Source organism: Rhizobium sp. BR 249, assembly GCF_047445895.1.
In the GTDB taxonomy this organism is placed as follows: domain Bacteria; phylum Pseudomonadota; class Alphaproteobacteria; order Rhizobiales; family Rhizobiaceae; genus Rhizobium.
Genome location: NZ_JARWKX010000027.1, coordinates 48,381 through 74,067 on the forward strand (window position 1 = coordinate 48,381; position 25,687 = coordinate 74,067).

At 62.2% G+C, this 25,687-nt stretch carries 17 protein-coding genes; 6 read left to right on the forward strand and 11 right to left on the reverse strand.

Annotated elements, in window-relative coordinates; genetic code table 11:
* Positions 1–2: 2 nt before the first annotated feature.
* Entirely contained in the window at positions 3–311 is a 309-nt protein-coding gene (locus QD408_RS22385) for a DUF3572 domain-containing protein (RefSeq protein ID WP_414140802.1), read from the reverse strand.
* Between the two features lie 133 nt (positions 312–444).
* On the opposite strand from QD408_RS22385, the gene QD408_RS22390 reads away from it, so the two are divergent.
* Together QD408_RS22390 and QD408_RS22395 are read left to right on the forward strand one after the other, a co-directional pair.
* Positions 445–816, forward strand: coding sequence for a response regulator (locus tag QD408_RS22390; RefSeq protein WP_003547430.1), 372 nt, complete (start codon positions 445–447; stop codon positions 814–816).
* A gap of 18 nt (positions 817–834) precedes the next feature.
* A complete protein-coding gene (locus QD408_RS22395; protein WP_414140803.1) occupies positions 835–2,208 on the forward strand; it encodes a PleD family two-component system response regulator in 1,374 nt (457 codons plus the stop codon).
* A gap of 747 nt (positions 2,209–2,955) precedes the next feature.
* Here QD408_RS22395 and rpmG read toward each other — a convergent pair.
* The 9 genes from rpmG to QD408_RS22440 all read right to left on the reverse strand — a co-directional run bounded on the left by rpmG (position 2,956) and on the right by QD408_RS22440 (position 14,614).
* Positions 2,956–3,123, reverse strand: a complete 168-nt coding sequence (gene rpmG, locus QD408_RS22400) for a 50S ribosomal protein L33 (protein ID WP_003587245.1) — start codon at positions 3,121–3,123, stop codon at positions 2,956–2,958.
* Positions 3,124–3,215: 92 nt separating this feature from the next.
* Complete coding sequence (locus QD408_RS22405; RefSeq protein ID WP_414140804.1) at positions 3,216–4,400, reverse strand: MFS transporter; 1,185 nt, start codon at positions 4,398–4,400, stop codon at positions 3,216–3,218.
* 249 nt (positions 4,401–4,649) lie between these two features.
* The gene (locus tag QD408_RS22410; RefSeq protein WP_088685466.1) at positions 4,650–5,102 is read right to left on the reverse strand and encodes a DUF983 domain-containing protein; all 453 of its coding nucleotides are present in this window, start codon (positions 5,100–5,102) and stop codon (positions 4,650–4,652) included.
* Positions 5,103–5,274: 172 nt separating this feature from the next.
* Positions 5,275–7,647, reverse strand: a complete 2,373-nt coding sequence (gene rnr, locus QD408_RS22415; protein ID WP_414140805.1) for a ribonuclease R — start codon at positions 7,645–7,647, stop codon at positions 5,275–5,277.
* Between the two features lies 1 nt (position 7,648).
* Positions 7,649–10,318, reverse strand: a complete 2,670-nt coding sequence (topA, locus tag QD408_RS22420) for a type I DNA topoisomerase (RefSeq protein ID WP_414140806.1) — start codon at positions 10,316–10,318, stop codon at positions 7,649–7,651.
* 248 nt (positions 10,319–10,566) lie between these two features.
* Positions 10,567–11,709 (reverse strand): DNA-processing protein DprA, encoded by a 1,143-nt coding sequence (gene dprA, locus QD408_RS22425; protein ID WP_414140807.1) that lies wholly within the window; start codon positions 11,707–11,709, stop codon positions 10,567–10,569.
* Positions 11,709–12,329 carry a glycerol-3-phosphate 1-O-acyltransferase PlsY gene (plsY, locus tag QD408_RS22430; RefSeq protein WP_414140808.1) on the reverse strand — a complete coding sequence of 207 codons (621 nt, stop codon included), beginning with the start codon at positions 12,327–12,329 and terminating at the stop codon, positions 11,709–11,711. Before plsY ends, dprA begins: the two co-directional genes overlap by 1 nt.
* Positions 12,330–12,371: 42 nt before the next feature.
* The gene (locus QD408_RS22435) at positions 12,372–13,661 is read right to left on the reverse strand and encodes a dihydroorotase (protein WP_414140809.1); all 1,290 of its coding nucleotides are present in this window, start codon (positions 13,659–13,661) and stop codon (positions 12,372–12,374) included.
* Entirely contained in the window at positions 13,658–14,614 is a 957-nt protein-coding gene (locus QD408_RS22440) for an aspartate carbamoyltransferase catalytic subunit (RefSeq protein ID WP_088685472.1), read from the reverse strand. The genes QD408_RS22435 and QD408_RS22440 overlap by 4 nt, the downstream gene beginning before the upstream one ends.
* A gap of 179 nt (positions 14,615–14,793) precedes the next feature.
* On the opposite strand from QD408_RS22440, the gene QD408_RS22445 reads away from it, so the two are divergent.
* Positions 14,794–16,452 (forward strand): acyl-CoA dehydrogenase family protein, encoded by a 1,659-nt coding sequence (locus QD408_RS22445; protein ID WP_088685473.1) that lies wholly within the window; start codon positions 14,794–14,796, stop codon positions 16,450–16,452.
* 343 nt (positions 16,453–16,795) lie between these two features.
* Here the strand turns inward: QD408_RS22445 and QD408_RS22450 are convergent, their stop codons facing one another.
* A complete protein-coding gene (locus QD408_RS22450) occupies positions 16,796–19,672 on the reverse strand; it encodes an Rne/Rng family ribonuclease (RefSeq protein ID WP_414140811.1) in 2,877 nt (958 codons plus the stop codon).
* Between the two features lie 625 nt (positions 19,673–20,297).
* On the opposite strand from QD408_RS22450, the gene QD408_RS22455 reads away from it, so the two are divergent.
* From QD408_RS22455 to prfB, 3 genes are all read left to right on the forward strand, one after another.
* The gene (locus QD408_RS22455) at positions 20,298–21,557 is read left to right on the forward strand and encodes an N-acetylmuramoyl-L-alanine amidase (protein ID WP_414140812.1); all 1,260 of its coding nucleotides are present in this window, start codon (positions 20,298–20,300) and stop codon (positions 21,555–21,557) included.
* Positions 21,558–21,944: 387 nt separating this feature from the next.
* Entirely contained in the window at positions 21,945–24,404 is a 2,460-nt protein-coding gene (locus QD408_RS22460; RefSeq protein ID WP_088685476.1) for a penicillin-binding protein 1A, read from the forward strand.
* A 103-nt stretch (positions 24,405–24,507) separates the two neighbouring features.
* Positions 24,508–25,639, forward strand: a protein-coding gene (prfB, locus tag QD408_RS22465; protein WP_414140813.1) for a peptide chain release factor 2 whose coding sequence is annotated in 2 segments (ribosomal slippage) — positions 24,508–24,576 and positions 24,578–25,639 — 1,131 coding nt in all. Because the reading frame shifts where the segments join, the coding sequence is not laid out codon by codon here.
* Positions 25,640–25,687: the final 48 nt, after the last annotated feature.

Sequence of the window (25,687 nt, forward strand, 5' to 3'; positions counted from 1 at the left end):
GGTCAGTATTCTCCGGAATCGAGACCGGGCGAGGAAAAATGTCGCCAGGCGGCGGTTACCACCTCGGGGTTGATGCCGCTCGCCGTGCAGAAAGCCATCGCCGTCGGTTCGTGGCCCATCAGGAAATCCATCAAGCCGGCGAGAAACGCAGGGTCGTTGACGGCGCTGCGCACCTGGGCGGGCGCCACACCGGTGAGCGCGAGGAAGCGGCCGAACATGTCGGGATCGTCGGCAAGCCAGCCGAGCACGGCGATCGCCGTCTCGTGCGGGTCGGCGGCCTGTTGTTTCGAAGTCTTGAAGTTGCTTTGCATTTCGAGGGGTAAGTTACCTTTTCTTCAACCAAATACCGCTAGCGTGCGCTATCGGTTTCACGGAGCTATTCGTCCGCATGTGCATTTCTCATGGGACGAACGACTGCGCGAACGGACGTAGGGACAGCTTGTCATGCCCAAACAGGTAATGATTGTAGAAGATAACGAGCTCAACATGAAGCTCTTTCGCGACCTGATCGAGGCGTCCGGCTATACCACGATTCAGACGAGAAACGGCATGGAGGCGCTCGATCTGGCGCGCAAACATCGCCCCGACCTCATCCTCATGGATATCCAGCTTCCCGAGGTCTCCGGCCTCGAAGTTACCAAATGGCTGAAGGAAGACGACGAGCTGCATGTGATTCCCGTGATCGCCGTCACGGCTTTCGCGATGAAGGGCGACGAGGAGCGGATCCGCCAGGGTGGCTGCGAGGCCTATGTTTCCAAGCCGATCTCGGTTCCGAAATTCATCGAGACGATCAAGACCTATCTGGGCGATGCCTGACGCATCGGAAAGACCGTTATGACTGCGCGAATACTGGTGGTTGACGATATTCCGGCCAACGTGAAGCTGCTCGAAGCGCGGCTGCTTGCGGAATATTTCGACGTGATGACGGCAGCCGATGGCTACGAGGCGCTGGCGATCTGCGAGCGCAACCAGGTCGACCTGATCCTGCTCGACATCATGATGCCCGGCATCGACGGTTTCGAAGTCTGCGAGCGGCTGAAGGCCAGCCAGAGGACCGCGCATATTCCCGTCGTCATGGTCACCGCGCTCGACCAGCCGGCCGATCGTGTGCGCGGCCTGAAGGCCGGCGCCGACGATTTCCTGACTAAGCCGGTCAACGACCTGCAGCTAATCTCGCGGGTGAAGAGCCTGCTTCGGCTGAAAACCTTGAGCGACGAGCTGCGCATCCGCGCCGATACCGCCCAGACGATAGGAATGGACGACCTGATGCGGGCAGGCGAGGGCCGTGCCGACGAGGCCGGTCAGGTGCTCCTCGTCGACGGCCGCGCCAATTCGCAGGAGCGCATCGTCAAGGCGCTGAAGCCCGTGGCGGATGTACTTGCTCTTTCCGATCCGCAGGCAGCCCTCTTCGAAGCGGCCGAAAATGCGTTCGATCTCGTCATCGTCAACGCCAACTTCGACGATTACGATCCGCTCCGCCTCTGCTCGCAGCTGCGTTCGTTGGAGCGCACGCGCTTCCTGCCGATCCTGATCATCACCGAGCAGGGCGCCGACGAGATGGTCGTCCGCGCGCTCGATCTCGGCGTCAACGACTACATCATCCGCCCGGTCGATCCCAATGAGCTGGTTGCCCGCAGCCTGACGCAGATCCGCCGCAAGCGCTACAACGACCGCCTGCGCAACAGCGTCAAGCAGACGATCGAGCTTGCCGTGACCGATCCGCTGACCGGTCTCTACAACAGGCGCTATCTCGACAATCATCTGAACGTGCTCTTCAACCGTTCGATGGCGCGGGGCCGGCCGCTTTCGGTGCTGATCACCGATATCGACCGCTTCAAGCAGGTGAACGACACCTACGGCCATGATGGCGGTGACGAAGTGCTGCGGGAATTCGCAAACCGCGTTCGCTCGACCATCCGTGGCGCCGATCTCGCCTGCCGCTATGGTGGGGAAGAATTCGTCGTCGTGATGCCCGACACCTCGCCGGAAATTGCGGCCGCCGTCGCCGAGCGCCTGCGTGCGGCGGTCGAAAGCGCTCCCTTCCTGCTGAAACACTCCGGTCAGGCGCTGAACGTCACCGCTTCCTTTGGTATTGCTTCCCGTATCGCTGCCGTATTGACCCCCGACCAGTTGATGAAGCAGGCGGATCTGGCCCTTTACGAGGCCAAGAACACGGGCCGCAACCGCGTCGTCGCCGCAGCCGCTTGACGAATCATTTGCCGTCCGCAGCGTCCTTCGCAGGTTATCCACTGCGGTAAGCAGATTGTTACCGATTTTTAATCCCGGCCCGGCAAAGGCCAGGCGAAAATTTTGCAACTTAATAGCCCAAAAATGGACAAGCCGCGTTGCTGTGATGTGCTGGCGCGAGATAGTCTTGACATAGCCAGGCCGTGGCTCGTGATGAATTGGAAACTATAAAAAGTAGTAGGTGCCAACAAGGCTAAATAGAGCGCCGAGGCGTCACCTCACGTAAGGGGAGGGGAGGCGTAAGTTATTAGGTTATATTATCGAATTTCTTCGGGTGCCCGGATGTTACGCTCTGAAGCCAAGCAGAGCCGGCGATTCTTTGTGTGTTCCAAAACTGGACTTTTAACCATAGAATCAGACTCGGATTTTTTACCATTAAGAATTTGTTGATTTTCTTTCATTTTTGCGCAAATTATCGGCTCATAAGAGAAGCGCTCCCGTAGAGGAGTTGTCGATACCCCATGATGCTCAGGTCCGCCGCATCTCCTGGGTCGTGGGGTCGGTCGGCTAGTAGGCAAGCTATAACGGTTCCTCGTGCCGTTTTGCATGCTGGCCGACCCCCTTTCAAGAAAACGCCGTCACTTCCCGAAGATGGAAGGGCGGCGTTTTTCTGTTTGCGCTGTCATCTCTCAAAGAGGGCCGATTCCGGCAATAAAAAACGCGCAACCCGTGGGCGCGCGCTTTTTCGAAATCCCAGATATCAAGCGATTACTTGATCTTGGTTTCCTTGAACTCGACGTGCTTCTTAGCAATCGGGTCGTACTTCGTCTTCGTCATCTTGTCCGTCATCGTACGGCTGTTCTTCGTCGTGACGTAGAAGAAACCGGTGTCGGCTGTCGACAGCAGCTTGATCTTGATTGTTGTAGCCTTGGCCATGGTCGTCCTGCCTTTAAGAAAATGAAAGCCGTGGAAGCCGGATGGGCTCCACGGCAAATTCTGGCGCGAAACTACGAATCCCGCCCGAAAAGTCAAGTCCGTTTTCGAATGAACATCAATCTGATGCCGGAAAGTAGCGCGTAGAAGCCGAAGAAGGTGGCGATTGCCCAGGCAAAACCGTTATTTCCAGCGACATCGATCGCCGCGCCGATCGCTTGCGGCCCGGCCACGGTTCCCATCGCATAACAGAAGACGAATGCGGCATTGGCCGCCGCAAGATCGGAGCCCGTCAGCCGCGAGCCGAGATGGCTGAGGCCGACCGTATAGAGGCCGGAGACACAGCCGCCCCAGAAGAGCAGGAGCCCGGCCATCAGCAGCCAATTGTCGATCAGTACCGGCAACATCATCGAGCCGATGAAACCCATCAGCGCCATGCCGGCTAGAAGCGGCCGCTTGTCGCCGATGCGGTCGGAGAGCAGGCCGAGCGGGATCTGGAAGATGACGTTGCCGACGCCCATCATGGTGAGCAGCAGGGCTGCCTGCGATTCGGTGAAATGGGCGCGCACGGCAAAGACCGGGAAAAGCGACAGCCCGCCCGCCTCGACCGCGCCGAAGATGAAGACCGCCGCCGTCGCCGTCGGCACCAGGAAAACGTAGCGCATGAAATGCAGCTCCGGCTTTTCCTCGAGTATCGGGCTCTCGTCGCGGGCGATGAAGATCGGAATGGCGGCAAGCAGGATGGCGCCGGCGCCGATCAGGAAGGGAAAGATGCCATCGCTGCCGAGCAGCGAAAAGAGCAGCGGCCCGGCTGCAAAGCCGAGGGAAAGCACCGTCGCGTAGATGCCGAGCACGAAGCCGCGTTTGGAAGGCGGCGAGGCGGCGTTGATCCAGAATTCGGAAAGGATGAACAGTGTCGTCGTCGCGCCATGGAAGGCGAAACGCAGCGGAAACCACATCCAGAAATCCTGGGCGTAGTAGAAGCCGAGCGCGCTCAGCGCCGAGATCAGCACGGCCCAGAGCATCGTCGGGGCAACGCCGTATTTATGGGCGAGCTTGGTCGTAACGGGGGCCGCTGCCATCGCCGCGATCCCGGCCATCGCCGTGTTGAGCCCAATCAGTGTGGACGAGATGCCGCGTTTTTCGAGGATGATGCTGAGAAGCGGGAGTCCGAGGCCGATTGCTATGCCGACGGCTGAAATGGACGAGATGGCTGCCACCAGAGAAGGCCAATGGATTTCTTCGAGATCGCCTGGTGTGCCGTTTCTCGGCTGAGACATTTATCCATCCTTAGAAAGCTGCGCGAGCGAATCGACCTCTCACCGCACATAGAAAGGCACAGACGTGCCAAATCCAGGTGACGAGCAGCGTTTCGCAGTATTTCCGATGTGATCTGCGGAATGTAAAGCCTGTTCAGACAAGAAAAGCTTACCATGTCAAGTCGGTGAGGATCGTTGACTCCCGCGTGTCGGTGGTGGTCGGTGGAGGGCTGGCACTACACGCTAAATATGTCTGGAAGGTGAAGGCGCTCAATCCGGCCGGCGGGGAAGGTCGTAATCATCGGGACTGTCGCTCTCTCCGCCGAAGCCGTGCATGCGCAGCGCCCATTGCAGACCGATGACGCCGCCCTTGATCGGCTGGATCGAGGCAAGCGCAGTGATGACGGTGATCGGCGCCCAGATGGCAAGATGGACCCATACCGGCAGTATGAAGGTCATGTCGGTCAGCATATAGCCGCCGACTACGACGTGGCCGAGGACGAGGATGACGATATAGGGCGGCAGGTCGTCGGAGCGGTGGTGATGCATCGCCTCGCCGCAGGCGGCGCAATGGTCGACGGGCTTCAGGAAGGCGCGAAAGAGTTTGCCGCTGCCGCAGGCCGGGCAGCGGTTCATCAGCCCGCGCATGACGGAACGCCCGAGCGGACGCTCGACTTCCGGCGCATCTCCGTAGCGGACGACCGGGTCGGTCGGTGTGCTCATCGCATCTTTCCTTTCAGGCCAAAAGCATGGAGTTCCGGACGCGGACTATTGCTGCTTCGGCACAACGGCCTAAAGCGCGTCGCGATCTTTCAGATTCGCTCTTCGCGCTTTAGGTCTTTGTTTTACGCATGTCGTTAACGCAAAACCGCTGCACACTTTTGCGCGACATGCTCTAGCGGCGCCCGCGCGGCGGCCGCGTTCCCGGTTTCTTGCGAACCTGGCCCCTGTCGCGGCGGCCGGCCTTGTGGAAGGAGCGCACCGCCATCGGCATCTCGCGCCCTTCGCTCAGCATTTCGAAACGCAGCGCGCCGGCAAGCGGAATTGCTTCGGCAAGCTTCACGGTGACGCTGTCGCCCAAGCGATAGCCGAGCCCCGTCTTTTCACCCGAGAGCGCCTGATGCGCCTCGTCATAGATGAAATAATCGGTGCCGAGCGTAGATATAGGGACGAAACCGTCCGCGCCATAGTCCGGCAAAACAATAAAGAGGCCCGATTTCGTAACCCCGGAGACGCGGCCGGAAAATTCCTCGCCGACGCGGGTGCTGAGATGGTGGGCGATCAGCCGGTCGATGGTCTCGCGCTCCGCCGCCATGGCGCGGCGCTCGAAGGTCGAGATTTCAGCGGCGATATCGTCAAGGGTGGCTTCTTCGTCGGGCGTGATGCCGCCTTCGCCGAAGCCGAGCGAGCCGACGAGCGCGCGATGCACGATCAGATCGGCGTAGCGGCGAATCGGCGAGGTGAAGTGGGCGTACTTCATCAGGTTGAGGCCGAAGTGGCCGATATTCTCAGGGCTGTAGATCGCCTGGCTCTGCGAGCGCAGCACCATCTCGTTGACCATCGTCTGGTGGGCGGTGCCTTCGGCCTTGGCCAGGATGCCGTTGAAGCTGTTGGCGCGCATGTTGCCGCCCTTGGCGAGCGAAATGCCGAGCGTGGCCAGGAATTCGCGCAGCACTTCCTGCTTGGCGAGCGTCGGGCCGTCATGGATGCGGTAGACCAGCGGCTGGCGCTTCTTTTCCAGCGTCTCGGCGGCACAGACGTTCGCCTGGATCATCATCTCTTCGATCAGCTTGTGCGCATCGAGCCGCGGCGGCACGAAGACCCGGTCGACGGTGCCGTCTGATTTCAGCAGGATCTTGCGCTCCGGCATGTCGAGTTCCAGCGGTTGGCGCCGGTCGCGTCCGCGCTTCATCACCCCATAGGCGTGCCAGAGCGGCTTCAGGATCGGCTCGAGCATCGGCCCGGTCTTGTCGTCCGGATTTCCGTCGATTGCCGCCTGCGCCTGCTGGTAGGAAAGCTTGGCAGCACTCTTCATCATGATGCGATGAAAGGTATGGCCGATCTTGCGGCCCTCTCCCGAGAAGCTCATGCGCACGGCAAGCGCCGGGCGATCGACGCCTTCCTTCAGCGAGCAGAGATCGTTGGAGATGCGCTCCGGCAGCATCGGCACGACCCGATCCGGGAAATAGACCGAGTTGCCGCGCTTCAGCGCTTCGCGGTCGAGCGGCGACTTGGGGCGGACATACCAGGAGACATCGGCGATCGCGACGGTGACGATGACGCCGCCGGGATTATCGGGCGAGGGGTCGAGCTCGGCGTAGACCGCATCGTCATGGTCCTTGGCGTCGGCCGGATCGATGGTGATCAGCGGCACGTCGCGCCAATCCTCGCGATGCGACATCGTCGCCGGCTTGGCATCCTCCGCCTCCGCCATGACGGCGGGCGGGAAGACATGCGGGATGCCGTGCGCATGGATGGCGATCATCGAGATCGCCTTTTCCGAGCCGACCGAACCGACGACGGAGAGAACCTTGGCGCGCGGCAGGCCGAAGCGGCCGAGGCGGGCGATTTCGATCTCGACCAGGTCGCCGTCCTTGGCGCCGCCGGTATAGTCGGGATCGATCACCATCTCCTCGCCGCGCCGCTCGATCGGCAGCAGCCGTCCGCCGCCGCCAGGCGTGGCGCGGAAGACGCCCATCGAGGCGCCGCGACGCCTGTCGATCACCTTGATGATACGCGCCGTATAGGCCGGTCCGCCGCGATCGACGGCCGGGAAGATCTTCGCCAGAATGCGGTCGCCGAGGCCGGCGACGGGCGCCTTGCCCTTGCCGTGGCGGCCTGCCGGCGATTGCTGGCGGATGGCGACGGCAGGCGCCACACCCTGGTCCTCTGGCCATTCCGCCGGCCGGCCGATCAGGTCGCCGTCCTTGTCGCGCGTGGTGATGTCGAGAACGGTGACGGGCGGAAGGGCGCCGGGTCGAATCAGCGACTTGCGGCTCTTCTGCAGCATGCCTTCCTGCTCGAGCTCCTGCAGCATATGCTTGAGTTCGACGCGGCTGTCGCCTTTCAGCCCGAAAGCCTTGGCGAGTTCGCGCTTCGAAGCCTTCTGCGGATGATCGGCGATGAAGCGCAGGATCACCTCGCGCGAAGGCAGCGCGCCGTGGACGATGTTCAGCGGCTCGACGGCGGGAGCATCCTTGCCGGCGCGGCCGATCTTGCCGGGGCGCTTGCCCGCAGGGTTCGTTCTGTCGCGCGGTATTCTGCTCACGTCAGCTCTTTTTCGATTTTGCGGGCGCTTTCGCCTTCGTTGTCTTCGGCTTGGCCGCCGTCTTGGTGGTCTTGGCTTCGGCGGCCGCCGCCTTCGGCTTGGCTTTCGCCTTGGTCGTCTTGCCGGCCGATGTTTTGCCAGCGGGGGCCTTGCCGGCCTTTTCGGTGATCAGCGCAAGCGCCTCCTCGACGGTGATCGCCTGCGGATCCCTACCCTTCGGCAGGGTCGCGTTGACCTTGCCCCAGTTGACATAGGGGCCGTATTTGCCGTCGCGAACGGTAATGGCGCCTCCATCGGGATGGTCGCCGAGCGTCTTCAGCGCTGCCGGCGTGCCGCGCGCACCGCGGCCTGGCGCCTTGTTCGCCTTCTCGGCGATGACGGTCACGGCGCGGTTGAGGCCGACGGAGAAAACGTCCTCGACGGTTTCCAGATTGGCATAGGAACCGTCATGCAGGAGGAATGGCCCGTAGCGGCCGATGCCCGAGGAGATCATCTTGCCGGTTTCGGGATGTTTGCCGATATCGCGCGGCAGCGAAATCAAAGCCATCGCCTTCTCGTAGTCGATGTCTTCGGGCTTCCAGCCTTTCGGCAGCGAAGCACGTTTGGCCTCCTTGCCGTCCCCGCGCTGGATATAAGGGCCGAAGCGGCCGGAACGCAGCGTCAGTTCCTCGCCGGTCGTCGGATCGGTGCCCAGGTTCTTCGGCTCGTTGAGCGCGACACCTTCCGCTTCTCCGCCGTTTTCGGAGGAGAGCTGGCGGGTATAGTTGCACTCTGGATAGTTCGAGCAGCCGACGAAAGCCCCGTATCTGCCAAGTTTCAGCGACAGGTTGCCGGTGCCGCAGACCTGGCAGATCCGGGGATCACCGCCATCCTCCCGTTTCGGGAAGACGAGCGGCGCCAGCGCCTCGTTCAGCGAATCGAGCACGTTGGTGACGCGCAGTTCCTTGGTGTCTTCGATCTGCGCGAAGAAATCCTTCCAGAAGTCGCGCAGCACCTGCTTCCAGTTCAGCTCGCCTGCGGAAATCCGGTCGAGCTTTTCCTCGAGGTCGGCAGTGAAGTCATATTCGACATATTTGGTGAAGAAGCTCTCGAGGAAGGCTGTCACCAGCCGGCCCTTGGCCTGCGGAATCAGCTTGCGCTTGTCGATCGTCACATAGTCGCGATCGCGCAGTGTCGCGAGCGTCGCAGCATAGGTGGAGGGACGGCCGATGCCGAGTTCTTCCATCTTCTTGATCAACGAGGCTTCCGAATAGCGCGGCGGCGGCTCGGTGAAATGCTGGGTCGAATTGATCTTCTGCTTGGCGAGCGTCTCGCGTGCATTGATCTCCGGCAGGCGGCCATCTTCGTCGCCGTCGTCGCTCTGCTCGCCGTCTTCCTTCTGGTCGGTATAGGCGGCGATGAAACCGTCGAAGCGGATGACCGAACCGACGGCGCGCAGGCCGGCCTTCTCGCCCTTGTTGTCGGCAGTGATCTCAGCCGTGGTGCGCTCGATCTCGGCCGACGCCATCTGGCTGGCGATGCCGCGCTTCCAGATCAGCTCGTAAAGCCGGATCTGGTCGGCGTCGAGGAATTTGCGCACCCGGTCAGGAGAGCGGTAGAAATCGGTCGGGCGGATCGCCTCGTGCGCCTCCTGGGCGTTCTTCGCTTTGGTCGAGTAGAAGCGTGCCTTTTCAGGCAGGTAGCGTTCGCCGAACTGGTCGAGGATCGCGCGCCGCGCCGCGTCGATCGCCTCAGGCGCCATCTGCACGCCGTCGGTTCGCATATAGGTGATGAGGCCGACCGTCTCGCCGCCGATATCGACGCCTTCATAGAGCTTCTGGGCGATCTGCATGGTGCGCGAGGCGGAGAAGCCGAGATTCGAGGAGGCTGCCTGCTGCAGTGTCGAAGTCGTAAAGGGCGGTCCCGGATTGCGCTTGACCGGCTTCGCCTCGACCGTGTCGACGGCATAGCTTGCCCCTTCGAGCAAAGCCTTCAGGCGGCCGGCATCCTCGCCGTTGCCGATCGCGCGCGGCGGCAGCCGCTTGCCGTGCGCCGAGACCAACCTTGCCTCGAACTCGTCGCCGCGCGGCGTCTTCAGAAGCGCCGAGAGATTCCAGTATTCTTCCGAAATGAAGCGCTCGATCTCGGATTCGCGGTCGCAGACAAGGCGAAGCGCGACCGATTGGACGCGGCCGGCCGAACGCGCGCCGGGCAGCTTGCGCCAGAGGACCGGCGAAAGATTGAAACCGACGAGATAGTCGAGTGCGCGGCGCGCGAGATAGGCGTCGACCAGCGGCACGTCGATATCGCGCGGATCGGCCATCGCGTCGAGCACGGCCTTCTTGGTGATCGCGTTGAAGACGACGCGCTTGACCGACTTGCCGTTCAGCACGCGCTTCTTGTTCAGCATGTCGAGGACGTGCCAGGAAATCGCTTCACCTTCGCGATCCGGGTCGGTCGCGAGGAAAAGGCCGTCGGAGGATTTCACTGCGTCAGCAATGTCCTTCATCCGCTTAGCGGAGGCGCCATCGACCTCCCAGAGCATTTCGAAATCCTGATCGGGAAGAACTGAGCCATCCTTGGCAGGCAGATCGCGCACATGGCCGAAAGAGGCGAGCACTTTGTATCCGGAACCCAGATACTTGTTGATCGTCTTGGCCTTGGCAGGCGATTCCACCACTACAACATTCATGATGATTCTCTAAAAAACAGCCACGCCGGCGTGGAAGCCAGCGCAACACTCAGCGCAACATGGATACCGGCTCTCCGACATGGACAGGGAAATCGTTGCGGTCAAGGGGTTTGCTACAATTTTACTTCTTGCGTACGGTGCAATCGAAGAGGGATCGCATGTCGAATGCACCTTGTAATTGCTTTCAGGTCGATTTCAACACGCGGTTTCTGCAGCTCTCAAAGCCGCTCGTTCAAAACGCGCAGGGCTCAGTCGGAAAGGGAGACGAGGCCACCCTGATGCCGGTGCAGCCTGCCTGATATGTCGAGTTCCAGAAGGATGAGATAGACGGCGGATGCGGAAAGGCCGGTATGGCGGATGACGTCGTCGACTTCGACAGGTGTCGGTCCGAGCGCATCGATGATCCGCGCCCGCTCGGAATCGCCCGGCGGTACGATCATGGCCTTGTCGTCACGCGCCGGTTCCTCTGCCATCGAGGATGGGAAGAGATCGAATTGCGCAACCGGCGCCAGGGACTCGATGACATCTGCGGGTGCGGTAACGATCGAAGCGCCGTCTTTCAGCAACCCGTTGGTGCCATGACAGCGCGGATCGAGCGGTGAGCCCGGCACGGCAAACACCAGCCGGCCGAATTCGCCGGCAAGCCGCGCGGTGATCAGCGATCCCGAACGTTCTGCCGCTTCGACGACCACGAGGCCGAGCGCGATACCGGCGATCAGCCGGTTGCGGCGCGGGAAGTCGCGGGCGCGCGGCTCCCAGCCGAATGGCATCTCGCTCACCGCGAGGCCGTTGCCGCCCGTTATCTCATCGAGCAGACCGATATTTTCTGGTGGGTAGGGCTGGTCGAGACCGCCGGCGAGCGCTGCGATCGTGCCTGTTTCGAGACTGGCCCGATGCGCCGCCGTGTCGATGCCGCGCGCAAGCCCGGAGACGACGGTATAGCCGGCCCGGCCGCAGTCGCGCGCCACCATCGCTGCGAATTTGGCGCCGGCAATCGAGGCGTTGCGGGAGCCGACGATGCCGACGGCTGGCCGTTTGGCGGCGGCAAGCGCGCCTTTGACGGCTAGAAGCGGTGGTGCGCCATCGATCTGCTTCAACGCTTGCGGATAATCAGGTTCGCCGATGCCGACGAAGCGGGCGCCGAAGCGATGCGCGGCTTCGAGCTCGCGATGCGCCTCGGCCTCGCTGGCAATGCGGACCGCGCGCGTGGCGCCGCCGCGCGCCGAAAGCTCCGGCAGCGCCGCAAGCGCTGCCTCGGCCGAGCCGAAATGATTGACGAGGTCACGAAAGGTCGCAGGGCCGATATTGTCGGAACGGATGAGGCGCAGCCAGGCAATTCGCTGTCGTTCGGTCAGTACAACGCCCTTTGGCGCCGTGCTCAGCGCATCCATTATGCCTTCGCCCCGATCTTGCTTTCCGTCCCGCTCATCAGGCGGGAAATATTCGCTTTGTGCTTCCAATAGGAGATCAGCGTCATGATCGCCATGACAGCCGCGACCTTTTCGTTGCCGAGGATCCACAGTGCGATCGGGATGACGAGCATGGCGACCAGCGCCGACAGCGAGGAGTAGCGTGTGGTGAAGGCGATCGTCAGCCAGATGACGGCGAAGAGCACGACCATGATCGGCGCGATGCCGAGCAGGGTGCCGATATAGGTGGCTACACCCTTGCCGCCCTTGAAGCCGATCCAGACCGGGAAGAGGTGGCCGATGAAGGCAAAGAAACCGGCGATGATCGCAGCCTCCTCACCGAAGAAATAACCGACGACCCAGGCCGCGGCCGATGCTTTGAGCGCATCGAGCAGCAGCGTCGCGGCGGCCAGCTTGCGGTTTCCGGTTCTGAGCACGTTGGTCGCGCCGATATTGCCGGAGCCAATGCTGCGCACATCACCGAGGCCGGCGGCGCGGGTGAGGATCAGGCCGAAAGGAATGGAGCCGAAGAGATAGCCGATGACGGCGGCGGCAAGCGCGATCGGCAATGTGATCTGCCATGACATGAGATTGGATAGCATATGTCCCCTCAGCCCTCCGTGGCTTATCGTCCCAACCGTCTCTTAAAGTGCGTGCACGAGCTTTCCCGAGACGTATGTCGCGATTGCCCGCCCGCTGAAGCGCGCATCCTCGAACGGCGTATTCTTCGAACGGGAGAGAAGCATGTCTTTGGCGACAAGCCAAGGCTCATCGAGATCGATGAGCGTGATATCGGCCGGCGCGCCAGGCTTCAGCGTGCCTGCATTGAGGCCGAAAATCTGAGCCGGGCGGGTGGACATGGCATCGATCAGGCGCATCAGGCTCACCTGGCCGCCATGGTGAAGCCTGAGGGCCGCCGCCAGCATGGTTTCGAGGCCGACTGCGCCGTCCGCCGCCTCGCCGAAAGGCAGGCGCTTCGTATCGACGTCCTGCGGATCATGCGAGGAGACGATGATGTCGATCGCGCCGCTCGCAACGGCCTCGGCCATCGCCACCCGGTCGTCTTCCGGGCGCAGCGGCGGGTAGAGCTTGAAGAAGGTGCGGTATTCGCCGATGTCGTTTTCATTGAGCGCCAGATTGTTGATCGAAACGCCTGCGGTCACCTTGGCGCCGCGGCTGCGGGCACGTTCGATCGCTTCGACCGATTCCGGCACGGAGATCATCGCGGCGTGATAACGGCCGCGCGTCAGCTCGGCGATTCTGAGATCACGTTCGAGCGGAATGAGCTCGGCTTCCTTTGGAATGCCTGACAGTCCGAGCCAGCTGGCGAAAAGCCCTTCATGCATGACGCCGTTGGCGCCGAGATATTTGTCGCGAGTTTCACAGGAGATGACGGCGCCGAATTCGCGCGCATAGGTCATGATCCGGCGCAGCACCTGCGTGTTGTGGACGCTCGAATGGGCATCGGTGAAGGCGACGGCGCCCGCCTGCATCAAAAGGCCGATCTCAGTCATCTCCTCGCCGGCAAGGCCCTTGGTGATAGCGGCTGCCGGATAGACGTTGACGGCAGCTGTATCCCGCGCCGTCTTCTTGACAAATTCGACGAGGGCAATGTCGTCAATGACGGGATCGGTATCCGGCATCATGATGATCGAAGTGACGCCGCCGGCCGCCGCCGCCCGGCTCGCCGAGGCGATCGTCTCGCGGTGCTCACCGCCGGGTTCACCGATATGGACGCGCGCGTCGACAAGGCCGGGCGTGGCAACGAGGCCGGTGCAGTCGCGGATGACAGCGCCCTCCGGCGCGCCCTGGTTCTGTGCTTTGCCGTCGGCGGCAAGGATCACGCCGTTTTCGGCGATGATCGTGCCGACTTCGTCGAGATTGCGCGAGGGATCGACGATGCGGACATTCTTGAGGACGATCGGGTTGCTCATGCCATCATTCCATCGGTTCGGGGACCCTGGTTCTGCGAGACGAGCAGCGTCTCCATGACCGCCATGCGCACCGCGACCCCCATCTCCACCTGTTCGGCGATCACGCTCTGCGGGCCGTCCGCCACCTCGGAGGCGATCTCGACGCCGCGGTTCATCGGGCCGGGATGCATGACCAGCGCATCTTCCTTTGCCGCCTTCAGCGTTTCGGCATCCAGCCCGTAGAAGTGATAGTATTCGCGCACCGAAGGCACGAAGGCGCCGGACATGCGCTCGCGCTGCAGCCGCAGCATCATCACCACATCGGCGTCCTTCAATCCTTCTTTCATCGAGTGGAAGACCTCGACGCCCATATCCGCGATGCCGGCGGGCAGGAGGGTGGCGGGTGCGACGACACGGACGCGCGCGCCCATGGCGTTCAGCAGCAGGATATTGGAGCGCGCCACGCGCGAATGCAGCACGTCGCCGCAGATCGCCACGATGATGCGTGAAAGCTTGCCCTTGGCGCGGCGGATCGTCAGCGCGTCGAGCAGCGCCTGGGTCGGATGTTCGTGCTGTCCGTCACCGGCATTGACGACCGAGCAGGAGACCTTTTGGGCGAGAAGGGCGGCCGCTCCCGCGCTCGAATGGCGGATCACCAGCACATCGGGGCGCATCGCATTCAGCGTCATCGCCGTATCGATCAGCGTTTCGCCTTTCTTCACGGAGGAATTGCCGACCGACATGTTCATGACGTCGGCGCCGAGCCGTTTGCCGGCAAGCTCGAAGGAGGCCTGCGTGCGGGTCGATGCCTCGAAGAAGAGGTTGATCTGCGTCAGTCCGCGCAGCGTCGACGTCTTCTTCTCTCTCTGGCGGCTGATCTTGACGGCTTCGTCGGCCTTGTCGAGAAGATAGGTGATATCCTGCTCGGTGAGGCCCTTGATGCCGATGAGGTGGCGGTGGGGGAAAAAGACCATGACCCTGCCTCTTGCTGTCTCTGGCGGGTCTATAAAGAGTGCGGCCCGCCGGGGCAAGCATGCGCTGTGGGCAAAGGCTTATGTCCCCATGCATTTTCGCCTGAATTCCGATAGAGCAGGATGACGCGAATCATAACTTCCGGTTTCCTTTTGCCGGGCTCTTGCACTAGAAGCGAATAATGACCTCCGCCAACCGGACTGACGACAAACTCGCAGAACTCAACCAGCCGAGCCTGTGGTCCGGCATCAATGCCTATCGGTCCGATCCGCTGATCGTCGATCTGACGGCTGCTTTGCCGCGTGGCATCCGCGAAGACCTGGAAAATATCGGCCGCTACGTCACCTCGCCGGAGGCGCAGGAGCTGGCGCGCATGGCTAACCAGGGCGCGCCGCAGCTGCGCACCCATGGCCCGCGCGGCGAGCGACTCGACGTGGTCGAATTCCATCCCGCCTGGCACGCGCTGATGCGCCGCTCGATGTCGGTCGGCCTGCATTCCTCCGTCTGGGACCCGCAGGCCGATACCGAAGCCAAGGATGAGGCGCACAAGGTTCGCGCCGCGCGCTTCTATCTGATGGCGCAGCTGGAATCCGGCCATCTCTGCCCGCTGACGATGACGAGCGCCTCCGTTGCCGCGCTTTCGGCGTCTCCCGCCGTACAGAAGGACTGGGCGCCGAAGATCCTCTCGCGCAAATATGATTCGTCGAACAAGCCGGCCATGCAGAAGTCTGCCGTCACCATCGGCATGGGCATGACGGAAAAGCAGGGCGGCACGGATGTCAGGGCCAACCGGAGCGCGGCCGAAAAGGTCAGCGAAGGCATATACCGGCTGTCCGGCCACAAGTGGTTCATGTCCGCTCCGATGAGCGATGCCTTCATCATGCTGGCGCAGACCAAGGAGGGCATGGGCTGCTTCCTGGTACCGCGCCTTCTGGAGGATGGCTCCGCCAACGGCCTGCAGTTCCAGCGGCTGAAGGACAAGGTCGGCAACCGCTCCAATGCCTCTTCCGAGGTGGAATTCTCAGACACCTTCGGCTTCCTGCTCGGCGGCCCGGATGCCGGCATCCGCACCATCCTCGACATGGTGACGCTGACGCGGCTCGACTGCGCGCTGGCCTCCTCAGGCATGATGCGCGCCTCGCTCGCCGAGGCCGTGCACCACACCCGTGGCCGCAGCGTCTTTGGCAAGATGCTCGTCAATCAGCCGATCATGACTCGCGTGCTCGCCGACATGGCGCTCGATGTCGCTGCCGCCACCGCGCTGTCCTTCCGCCTTGCCGATGCTTTCGACAAGGCGCGCGGCAACGCCGAACAAGCGGCCTATGCCCGCGTCATGACGCCGGTCGCCAAATACTGGTGCTGCAAGATCGCCCCGGCGCTTATCTACGAGGCGATGGAATGCATCGGCGGCAACGGTTACATCGAGGAGCGCCCGATCGCCCGCCATTACCGCGAGGCGCCCGTCAACGCCATTTGGGAAGGTTCCGGCAACGTCATGGCGCTGGATGTGCTGCGCGTGCTCAACCGCGGCAAGGATCTGTTCGAGACGGTTTTTGCTGGCCTCGCCCGCGATCTCGGTCCCGCCGGCAAGAAGACGATCGACGTGCTGCGCGCCGCAATCGCGCTCTGTGAACAGGACGAGGGCGCGGCGCGCCTGCTCGTCGAGCAGCTGGCGCTTGCCGCCGGCGCGGCGGAACTCTATCGGCTCGGAGCAGGACGCATCGCCGATGCCTTCATCGAGACACGCCTTGCCGGCGGCTGGCGCTCCACATACGGCATGCTCGATTCCCGCTTCGACGCCAGCTACATCGTCGATCTGCTCTATCCGCCGGCGGCCTGATCGCAGGCGGGAGAGACTGCCACAACCCTCTTCTCCCCAGCGGGGAGAAGGTGGCCCGCAGGGTCGGATGAGGGGGCCACACGGCAGAACATTTGTTATTGTTATGCTGAGCGGGCAGGGCAATCAATGCTGTGCCGCGAGGCCCCCTCATCCGCCCTACGGGCACCTTCTCCCCGCCGGGGAGAAGAGGGAATCGCGAGGTCGCGGCATGTCCCCTTCTGCACATCGTTTCAGACGTGCGAAAAACGCTGGATGATCGACCAATAACGATACCCTGGCCATAAACAAAAATCCGGCCGCGTCACCACGGCCGGATCTATCATTTACGTCCGAAAATCAGCGTTCAGAAGAAGCCACGGCGCTGCCACCAGCCGGCTTTCTTCGGCTTGCCGTCGTCGCTTTCGGCGGCTTCGCTGCGGGTGGATTTCACCGTCGGCTCGGAGGAGGAGATGTTGGATTCGCGGTTGGCGCGAACCGGCTTTGCCTCTTCCTGAACGGGTGCGGCGAGATCGGCGGAGGCTTCGACTACCTCCGGTTCGGCTTCGGCAGCGGGTGCCGCTTCCGCTACCGGTTCTTCGACCGGCGCTGCGGCGGGCTTGCGGCGGCCGCGGCCACGGGCAGGCTTCACCTCTTCCGCGACAACGGCCACGCCTTCGACGGCAGCCGTCACAGCTTGGCTCTCGCTGGCCTGTTCGGCAACCGTCTCGACGATTGCGGCTTCAGCGGGAGCGACGTCATCCGAAGCGCTATCGTCTTCGTCCTCGTCGCTGCCATTGCTTTCGCCGGCTTCATCGGCCGTCAGCTCGGAGCCGTCCTCGGCGCGATTACGGCGACCGCCGCGCTTGCCGCGACGGCGGCGCTTGCGGCGCTGCGATTCTTCGCTCTCGGCACGGGCTTCGGTCGTGGCGGCGGCGTTTTCATCGCCTTCGCCGCCTTCGTCCTCGCTATCTTCCTCTTCGTCGCCGGCTTCGCCCGCAGCCGAAGCCGGCTGCTCGGCATTGCCGTTGCGGCCGCGACGGCGCCTGCGGCGCTTGCGCTTGCGGTTGCCGTCAGCTTCGCCTTCCGAGCGTGCCGTCGCGGCGCGTTCGGCAGCGGCCGGCTTTTCCTCGAGTTCTTCGTCTTCGTCCTCATCCGCCTCGATGACGATATCGTCGTCGTCATCCTCGGGAATGGCTGCGAAGTTGAAGAGGCTTTCGATCTTGACCGGGTTTTCCACGGCTTCGCCGCGATCGATCGCGAAGTGCTGCGCACCGACCGAACCGTCCGCGTCGATGATGATCGCGACGCCGAAGCGGGCTTCGTAATCGACGATCGTCTGGCGCTTGTGGTTGAGCAGGTAGAGAGCGATGTCGGGCGTGGTGCGCACGGTTATGTTGTGCGTCGTGTTCTTGAGCAGATATTCCTCGATGCCGCGCAGCACATGCAGGGCGACGGAGGACTGCGAACGGACGTGGCCGGTGCCGCCGCAATGCGAGCAGACCTGGGTGGTCGATTCGAGAACGGAAGCGCGGATGCGCTGGCGTGACATTTCGAGCAGGCCGAAATGCGAGATCCGGCCGACCTGGATGCGGGCGCGGTCGTTCTTCAGGCATTCCTTCAGCTTCTTCTCGACGGCGCGGTTGTTGCGCTTCTCTTCCATGTCGATGAAGTCGATGACGATCAGGCCGGCAAGGTCGCGCAGGCGAAGCTGGCGGGCGATTTCTTCCGCGGCTTCGAGGTTCGTCTGGAGAGCTGTGTCCTCGATCGAGTGTTCGCGCGTCGAGCGGCCGGAGTTGACGTCGATCGAAACCAGCGCTTCCGTCTGGTTCATGATCAGGTAGCCGCCGGAACGCAGCGTCACCTGCGGCTGCAGCATGCGGTCGAGCTGGGCCTCGATGCCGGAGCGCGAGAAGATCGGATGGATGTCGCGATAGGGCTGGACCACCTTGGCGTGGCTCGGCATCAGCATCTTCATGAAGTCTTTCGCTTCACGATAGCCTTCTTCGCCGGCAACGATGATCTCGCCGATATCCTTGTTGTAGAGGTCGCGGATCGAGCGCTTGATGAGCGAGCCTTCCTCGTAGACGAGGCAGGGAGCGGTGGAAGCGAGCGTCAGCGTGCGGACGTTCTCCCACAGGCGCATCAGATATTCGAAGTCGCGCTTGACCTCGACCTTGGTGCGGTTGGCGCCGGCGGTACGCAGGATCACGCCCATGCCTTGCGGCACTTCGAGCATGCGGGCGATTTCCTTCAGGCGCTTGCGGTCCTGCGGATTGGTGATCTTGCGGGAAATGCCGCCGCCGCGCGCCGTGTTCGGCATCAGGACGGAATAGCGGCCTGCGAGCGAGAGATAGGTGGTGAGAGCAGCGCCCTTGTTGCCGCGCTCTTCCTTGGCGACCTGCACCAGCAGGATCTGGCGGCGCTTGATGACTTCCTGGATGCGGTACTGCTTGCGCGGCTTGCGCTGCACGCGGTCCGGAACTTCTTCCATCGCGTCTTCGGCGCCGACGGATTCGATGACTTCCTCTTCACCGTGATCATCGTCGTCGTCGTCATCATCGTGGCGACGCTTGCTGGTGTCGACGTCCTCGGAGATCGTATCGGTTTCAACCATCGCGGCCATCGTGCCGCCGGTCGAGCCGTCATCCTCGTTGTCGACGCTTGCAGCGCCTTCGGCTTCGACGTCTGTGGGAACGGCATCCTCGGTCGCGGTCGTTTCGGCAACCTTCTTGCGGCTCCGGCGCGGCCTTGCCTTCTTGGCCGGCGCTTCTTCGGCGGCTTCAGGCGATGCCGCTGCCTCTGCCGTTACGGCAACCTCTTCCGCCGCGGCCTCTTCCGTTACGGCAGCAGCCGGTGCCTCTGCGGGCACGATGCCGACATCCGGCTGGTCCTGGGTCGAAAGATCGACCATCGGCGCGGTTTCGACGTGTTCGACGTCCTCGTCGCGGCGATGTTCCTCGGCCTCGGCGCGAAGCAGCGCCTGACGGTCGGCGAGGGGGATCTGGTAATAATCGGGATGGATTTCGGCGAAGGCCAGGAAGCCGTGCCGGTTGCCGCCGTAATCGACGAAGGCGGCCTGCAGCGAGGGTTCGACCCTCGTTACCTTTGCAAGATAGATGTTGCCGCGGATCTGCTTCTTGTGCTGTGACTCGAAGTCAAATTCTTCTATGCGGTTCCCGCGAACGACAACGACGCGCGTCTCTTCCTCGTGAGACGCATCGATAAGCATTTTGTCTGCCATGTAAGCTGTGCTCCTCGGCGTGGCCGTGAGAGCGCATTCCCGACTGCTGTTGAAACAGAAAGAATGCGGTCCACCGTGGCCGCGCCGGATAATGAAAGTCGCGCCTGACGCGAAGGGGAGAGCAGCAGCCAGACCGCAGCCGGAACCGTATCGGTCCGGGGCCTGTAAACTTCAGATAAAACCTGCTGCGAAACCATCAACAACCAAGCGTGATCGACAAATACGAAGACCCGTTTCGGGTCCGATGAGGGTGCTCCCTGAGAGCGTGGTGGCTGATCCACCAATGAAGTTCCGACAAATAAGCCGGAAAATCAGGATCCAGTTTTCGGGTTGAAGCGCATGAGACGGCGGACGATGACCGATGTGGCGCCAGGTCCAGATCTGGCTGGCAGCCTTGCGGCGACTCTATCCCGTCAGCACTTCTACCTTAAAATTCGTTGTATGTTTTCTCTGTCACAATAGCAAGGGAAAAGCCAAATGTGCCATAATATTGATGGATTTCGAAACGCATAGAAGCTGGGGATCAAGCGGTTGCGATTCGGCAGGCGGCAAAGGTGTTTCGTTAGAGGGCATCCCGGCCGGCCGTGCCTGGTCCATCGCGATATAAATAGGATGTGGCGGTTTATTGTTTAAGAGGGCTCGGATCGCGGCGAAATCCGCAGCGCGGCGATCGACATTCGCAAGGCGGGTTCTGACGATGGCGCTCGTCGCCTGCTGTCTCCTGCCGGCGGTGGCGGGTTCCGCTGAAACCAAGGATCCGCTGCTCGCCTATGGCGCGCGTATCATCGGCGATGACGCCAGAACGCGCATCGTCATCGATTTCGATCGCGAACCGCGCTTTTCCGTCCATTACATCGCCAATCCGGAACGTATCGTCATCGACCTGCCGGCGACCGCTTTCGGCTTTCCGGCGAAGGATCTGGCCGCCCGCGGCCTCTTCAAGGATATCCGCTACGGCAAGATGGACGAGGAGAGCGCCCGCATCGTGCTGACGGCGGCAAGGCCGGTGAAGCTGGCGCTCGCCAAGGCGCAGGCCGACGAGACCGGCAAGGGCCATCGCCTCGTGCTCGATGCCGAGATGATCGACAAGCAGGCCTTTGCCGAGCTGGTCAAGACGCAATCCTGGGACGATCGGGCCGAGGCGACCCAGACGACGAGCGCCATTCCGGCGCCTGAGAAAGCCGCGCCCGGTGATTTCGTCATTGCGGTCGATGCCGGTCACGGCGGCATCGATACCGGCGCGATCGGCGTCGACACCAAGACCGAGGAAAAGCAGGTGACGCTTGCTTTCGCCAAGGCCCTGACCGAGCGGCTGAACAAGGAGCCGGGCATCAAGGCTTTCCTGACGCGTGAGAATGACGAGTTCCTGTCGCTTTCGCAGCGCGTGCTGATCGCCCGTCAGAACCATGCCGGCCTCTTCATTTCGCTGCATGCCGACACGCTGAAGCAGAAGGATATCCGCGGCGCGACCGTCTATACGATCTCCGACAAAGCCTCAGACAAGCTCGCCGCCGACCTTGCCGAACGCGAAAACCTCTCCGACCAGATCGCCGGCAAGGAGACGGTTGCCGAGCCGCCCGAGGTCGCCGACATCCTGCTCGACCTGACGCGGCGCGAAACCCAGGCCTTTTCGATCTCGCTCGCCGAAAGCGTGCTGAATTCCTTCAGGGATCAGGTCGGCACCATCAACAATCCGCACCGCCATGCAGGCTTCCGCGTGCTACAGGCCCCCGACGTGCCGTCGATCCTCGTCGAGCTCGGGTTCCTGTCGAATGCCGAGGATGAGAAGCTGCTTCTCGACGAGACCTGGCGCGGCAAGATCGCCGATCTCCTGACCGAAGCAATCAAGCGATACCGGACCGCCGTCGTGGCGAATGGCGGCTGATTTCCGCCATCCGGATGCGCGGCGGTTTTGGCGCGGCAAGACGTTTAAAAACAAAGACTAATCTGTGTTGGCTGAATCAAGTTGCGAGCAGACTGCTTCATTCCGGCGCAGGGGAGGGGCGTTGCTTGGATGTGACACTCCCGATGAAACGCCGATATACCGGTGAATGCGGCGCAAGGAGCCCTATTTTGCTCACATTCGCGCCGTTACTCCAGCTTATGTTTCGTAGCTTGAAGCGCGGAATCGGCTTGTGGCGGTAGCGCTCATGGAGTAAGCCGCGCGCAACGTGCAAATTGCCTGGATCTGTGCAATCGTTGCGTCCGCGCCGATTTGTGCAATCGTTGCGTCCGCGCCGATTGAAGATCGAAGAGACCGGTAGCTGAAAATATGGTTAGACTTCTTGGATATTTCTTCGGAATGGCCTGCGTCCTGTTTCTGGTCGCGGCGGCGGGTATTGCCATCTATCTCGCCAATGTCGCGAAGGATCTTCCGGACTATGCCGTTCTGAACAGCTATGCGCCGCCGGTCACGACCCGCGTCCACGCAGGCAACGGCGCTCTGATGGCCGAATACGCCAAGGAAAAGCGTCTCTTCCTGCCGATCCAGGCCATTCCCGATCGCGTGAAGGCCGCGTTCCTCTCGGCAGAAGACAAGAATTTCTACAACCACCCGGGCGTCGACCTGACCGGCCTCGGCCGCGCAATTCTCGTCAACCTGCAGAATTTCGGTTCTGGCCGCCGCCCGGTCGGCGCCTCCACAATCACGCAGCAGGTGGCCAAGAACTTCCTTTTGAGCTCCGACCAGACGATCGACCGCAAGATCAAGGAAGCGATCCTCTCCTTCCGTATCGAGCAGGCCTACAGCAAGGACAAGATCCTCGAACTCTACCTGAACGAGATCTTCTTCGGCCTGAATTCCTATGGCATCGCCGGCGCGGCACTCACCTATTTCAACAAGTCGGTCACGGAGTTGACCGTCGCCGAGGCGGCCTATCTGGCATCGCTGCCGAAAGGCCCGGCCAATTACCATCCTTTCCGCCATCCCGAGGCAGCGCTCGAGCGCCGTAATTGGGTGATCGACCGCATGGTCGAGAACGGCTATGTCAGCCAGAGCGACGGCGAGGAGGCCAAGAAGCAGCCGCTCGGCGTCACCGCCCGCAGCACCGGTCCCTCGCTCTTCGCTTCGGATTATTTCGCCGAAGCCGTGCGCCGCCAGCTGATCGATCAATATGGCGAGAAGGTCCTCTATGAGGGCGGCCTTTCCGTGCGCACTTCGCTCGATCCGCAGATGCAGCTTGCCGCCCGCAAGGCGCTGCAGGACGGTCTCGTGACCTATGACGAACGCCGCGGTTTCCACGGGCCCGTCAAGCAGATCGACGCAAGCGGCGATTGGGGCAAAGCGCTTGCCGATATTCCCGCACTGACAGACGTGCCGGAATGGCGGCTCGCCGTCGTGCTCGCCGTGTCCGACGACAATGTCGACATCGGCCTGCAGCCGGCCAAGGACGGAAGCGGCAAGGTTGCCGCAGACCGCCAGCGCGGCACGATCGACGCCAAGAATATGCAATGGGCCTTCCGTTCGGCGGATGGCTCGCGCAAAACCACGAAATCGCCGGAGGGCGCCGTCGCTCCCGGCGACGTCGTCTATGTCGAGAAGCTCGGCGACGATGCGTCGACCTCCTACCGTCTGCGTCAGCCGCCGAAGGTGCAGGGCGGTCTCGTCGCCATGGACCCGAAGACCGGCCGCGTGCTCGCCATGGTCGGCGGCTTCTCTTACGCTCAGTCGGAATTCAATCGCGCCACCCAGGCGATGCGCCAGCCGGGCTCCTCCTTCAAGCCTTTCGTCTACGCCGCGGCGATGGACAATGGTTATACGCCCGCCTCCGTCATCATGGATGCGCCGATCGAGATCGTCTCGGGCGGCCAGGTCTGGAAACCGGAAAACTACGGCGGCGAAGTCGGCGGTCCGTCGACGCTGCGCTCGGGCATCGAGCATTCGCGCAACCTGATGACGGTGCGCCTCGCCAACGATCTCGGCATGAACATCGTTGCCGAATATGCCGAGCGCTTCGGCATCTACGATCACATGCTGCCGGTCCTCTCCATGTCGCTCGGCGCCGGCGACACGACGGTGCTGCGCATGGTTTCGGCCTATTCGGTCCTTGCCAATGGCGGCAAGCAGATCAAGCCGACATTGATCGACCGCATCCAGGATCGCTACGGCAAGACGATCTTCAAGCATGAAGAGCGTCTGTGCGAAGGCTGCAATGCCGGCGACTGGCAGAACCAGGAAGAGCCTAATGTCGTCGACAACCGCGAGACCGTTCTCGATCCGATGACCGCCTACCAGATCACCTCGATGATGCAGGGCGTCATCCAGCGCGGCACAGCCGCAGGCAAGATCGATCTCGGCGGCCGCGACGTTGCCGGCAAGACCGGCACGACCAACGACGAAAAGGACGCCTGGTTCGTCGGCTTCACGCCGGATCTGGTCGCCGGCCTCTATATGGGCTTCGATACGCCGGCTCCGCTTGGCCGTGGCGGCACCGGTGGCGGTCTTTCCGCGCCGATCTTCAACGAATTCATGCAGGCCGCGGTCAAGGACATGCCGGAATCCAAATTCGTCATTCCATCAGGCATGAACCTCATCCCGATCGACCGCAAGACCGGCATGGCCGCCGTCGACGGCGACCCCAACACGATCATCGAGGCCTTCAAGCCTGGCACCGGCCCGGCCGACAGCTTCTCCGTCATCGGCATGGACAGCACGATGGCGCCGGAAGAGATCCTGAAGACCTCGCCGCAGGCCAATCAGGCCGTCCAGACCGGCACGCCCGGCCTCTTCTAATCCTCGTCTGAGTTTTTGGACGCCCGCCGCGGCCCTTTACATCCGCGGCGGGCGTCTCTATGTCACCAGCACTTGAAGAAGACCGTTACAGAGAAGCAGGAAAATGCGAGCGGAAATCGAAAACGTGGTCGATGAAACCAAGCAGGCTATCACCCTGCTGAGGAGGCATCTTTGACTGGGATCAGGCGGTAAGACGACTGGACTGGTTGAACAACAAGGCAGAGGATCCGAACCTCTGGAACGACGCTGCCGAAGCCCAGAAGCTGATGCGCGAGCGCCAGCAGCTCGATGACGGCATCACCGGCGTTAGGCAGCTCGAACAGCAGCTGAACGATAATATCGAGCTGATCGGGCTCGGCGAGGAAGAGGGCGACGAAGGCATCGTCAAGGAGGCTGAGGATACGCTGAAGGCGTTGAAGGCCGAGGCTGCGCGCCGCCAGGTGGAAGCGATGCTCTCCGGTGAGGCCGACGGCAACGACACCTATCTCGAAGTCCATTCCGGCGCCGGCGGCACGGAAAGCCAGGACTGGGCGAACATGCTTCTGCGCATGTACACCCGCTGGGCCGAGCGCCAGCGTTTCAAGGTCGAGCTTCTGGAAGTCCACGATGGCGAAGAGGCGGGCATCAAGTCCGCGACCCTGCTCGTCAAGGGCCACAACGCCTATGGCTGGCTCAAGACCGAATCGGGCGTGCATCGCCTTGTGCGCATCTCGCCTTACGACAGCAATGCGCGTCGTCACACGTCGTTCTCGTCGATCTGGGTCTATCCCGTCGTCGACGAGTCGATCAACATCGAGATCAACGAAGGTGATTGCCGTATCGACACCTATCGTTCGTCGGGCGCCGGCGGCCAGCACGTCAATACGACCGACTCGGCCGTGCGTATCACGCATATTCCGACCGGCATCGTCGTGGCCTGCCAGCAGGAGCGCTCGCAGCACAAGAACCGCGCCAAAGCCTGGGAAATGCTGCGTGCCCGCATGTACGAAGCCGAGCTGAAGAAGCGGGAAGAGGCCGCCAACGCCGAAGCCGCCTCCAAGACGGATATCGGCTGGGGCCATCAGATCCGCTCCTACGTGCTGCAACCCTACCAGCTGGTCAAGGACCTGCGCACCGGCGTTGCCAGCACCGCGCCTGACGACGTGCTCGACGGCGAGCTGAACGAATTCATGGAAGCCGCTCTCGCCCACCGCATCAGCGGCGCCGCTGACGCGGTCGTCGATGATGTCGACTGATAGGCTACGATAGGATCGAGACGACAAAGCCCCGGAAACGGGGCTTTT

What these genes read in the sequence shown, in the direction of transcription:
- topA (WP_414140806.1), bottom strand. Translation starts at nt 10,318, where the DNA reads ATGAATGTTGTAGTGGTGGAATCGCCTGCCAAGGCCAAGACGATCAAC.
- QD408_RS22460 (WP_088685476.1), top strand. Translation starts at nt 21,945, where the DNA reads ATGGTTAGACTTCTTGGATATTTCTTCGGAATGGCCTGCGTCCTGTTT.
- dprA (WP_414140807.1), bottom strand. Translation starts at nt 11,709, where the DNA reads ATGGATGCGCTGAGCACGGCGCCAAAGGGCGTTGTACTGACCGAACGA.
- QD408_RS22410 (WP_088685466.1), bottom strand. Translation starts at nt 5,102, where the DNA reads ATGAGCACACCGACCGACCCGGTCGTCCGCTACGGAGATGCGCCGGAA.
- QD408_RS22445 (WP_088685473.1), top strand. Translation starts at nt 14,794, where the DNA reads ATGACCTCCGCCAACCGGACTGACGACAAACTCGCAGAACTCAACCAG.
- QD408_RS22450 (WP_414140811.1), bottom strand. Translation starts at nt 19,672, where the DNA reads ATGGCAGACAAAATGCTTATCGATGCGTCTCACGAGGAAGAGACGCGC.
- QD408_RS22395 (WP_414140803.1), top strand. Translation starts at nt 835, where the DNA reads ATGACTGCGCGAATACTGGTGGTTGACGATATTCCGGCCAACGTGAAG.
- QD408_RS22435 (WP_414140809.1), bottom strand. Translation starts at nt 13,661, where the DNA reads ATGAGCAACCCGATCGTCCTCAAGAATGTCCGCATCGTCGATCCCTCG.
- rpmG (WP_003587245.1), bottom strand. Translation starts at nt 3,123, where the DNA reads ATGGCCAAGGCTACAACAATCAAGATCAAGCTGCTGTCGACAGCCGAC.
- QD408_RS22440 (WP_088685472.1), bottom strand. Translation starts at nt 14,614, where the DNA reads ATGGTCTTTTTCCCCCACCGCCACCTCATCGGCATCAAGGGCCTCACC.
- QD408_RS22385 (WP_414140802.1), bottom strand. Translation starts at nt 311, where the DNA reads ATGCAAAGCAACTTCAAGACTTCGAAACAACAGGCCGCCGACCCGCAC.
- QD408_RS22405 (WP_414140804.1), bottom strand. Translation starts at nt 4,400, where the DNA reads ATGTCTCAGCCGAGAAACGGCACACCAGGCGATCTCGAAGAAATCCAT.
- plsY (WP_414140808.1), bottom strand. Translation starts at nt 12,329, where the DNA reads ATGCTATCCAATCTCATGTCATGGCAGATCACATTGCCGATCGCGCTT.
- QD408_RS22390 (WP_003547430.1), top strand. Translation starts at nt 445, where the DNA reads ATGCCCAAACAGGTAATGATTGTAGAAGATAACGAGCTCAACATGAAG.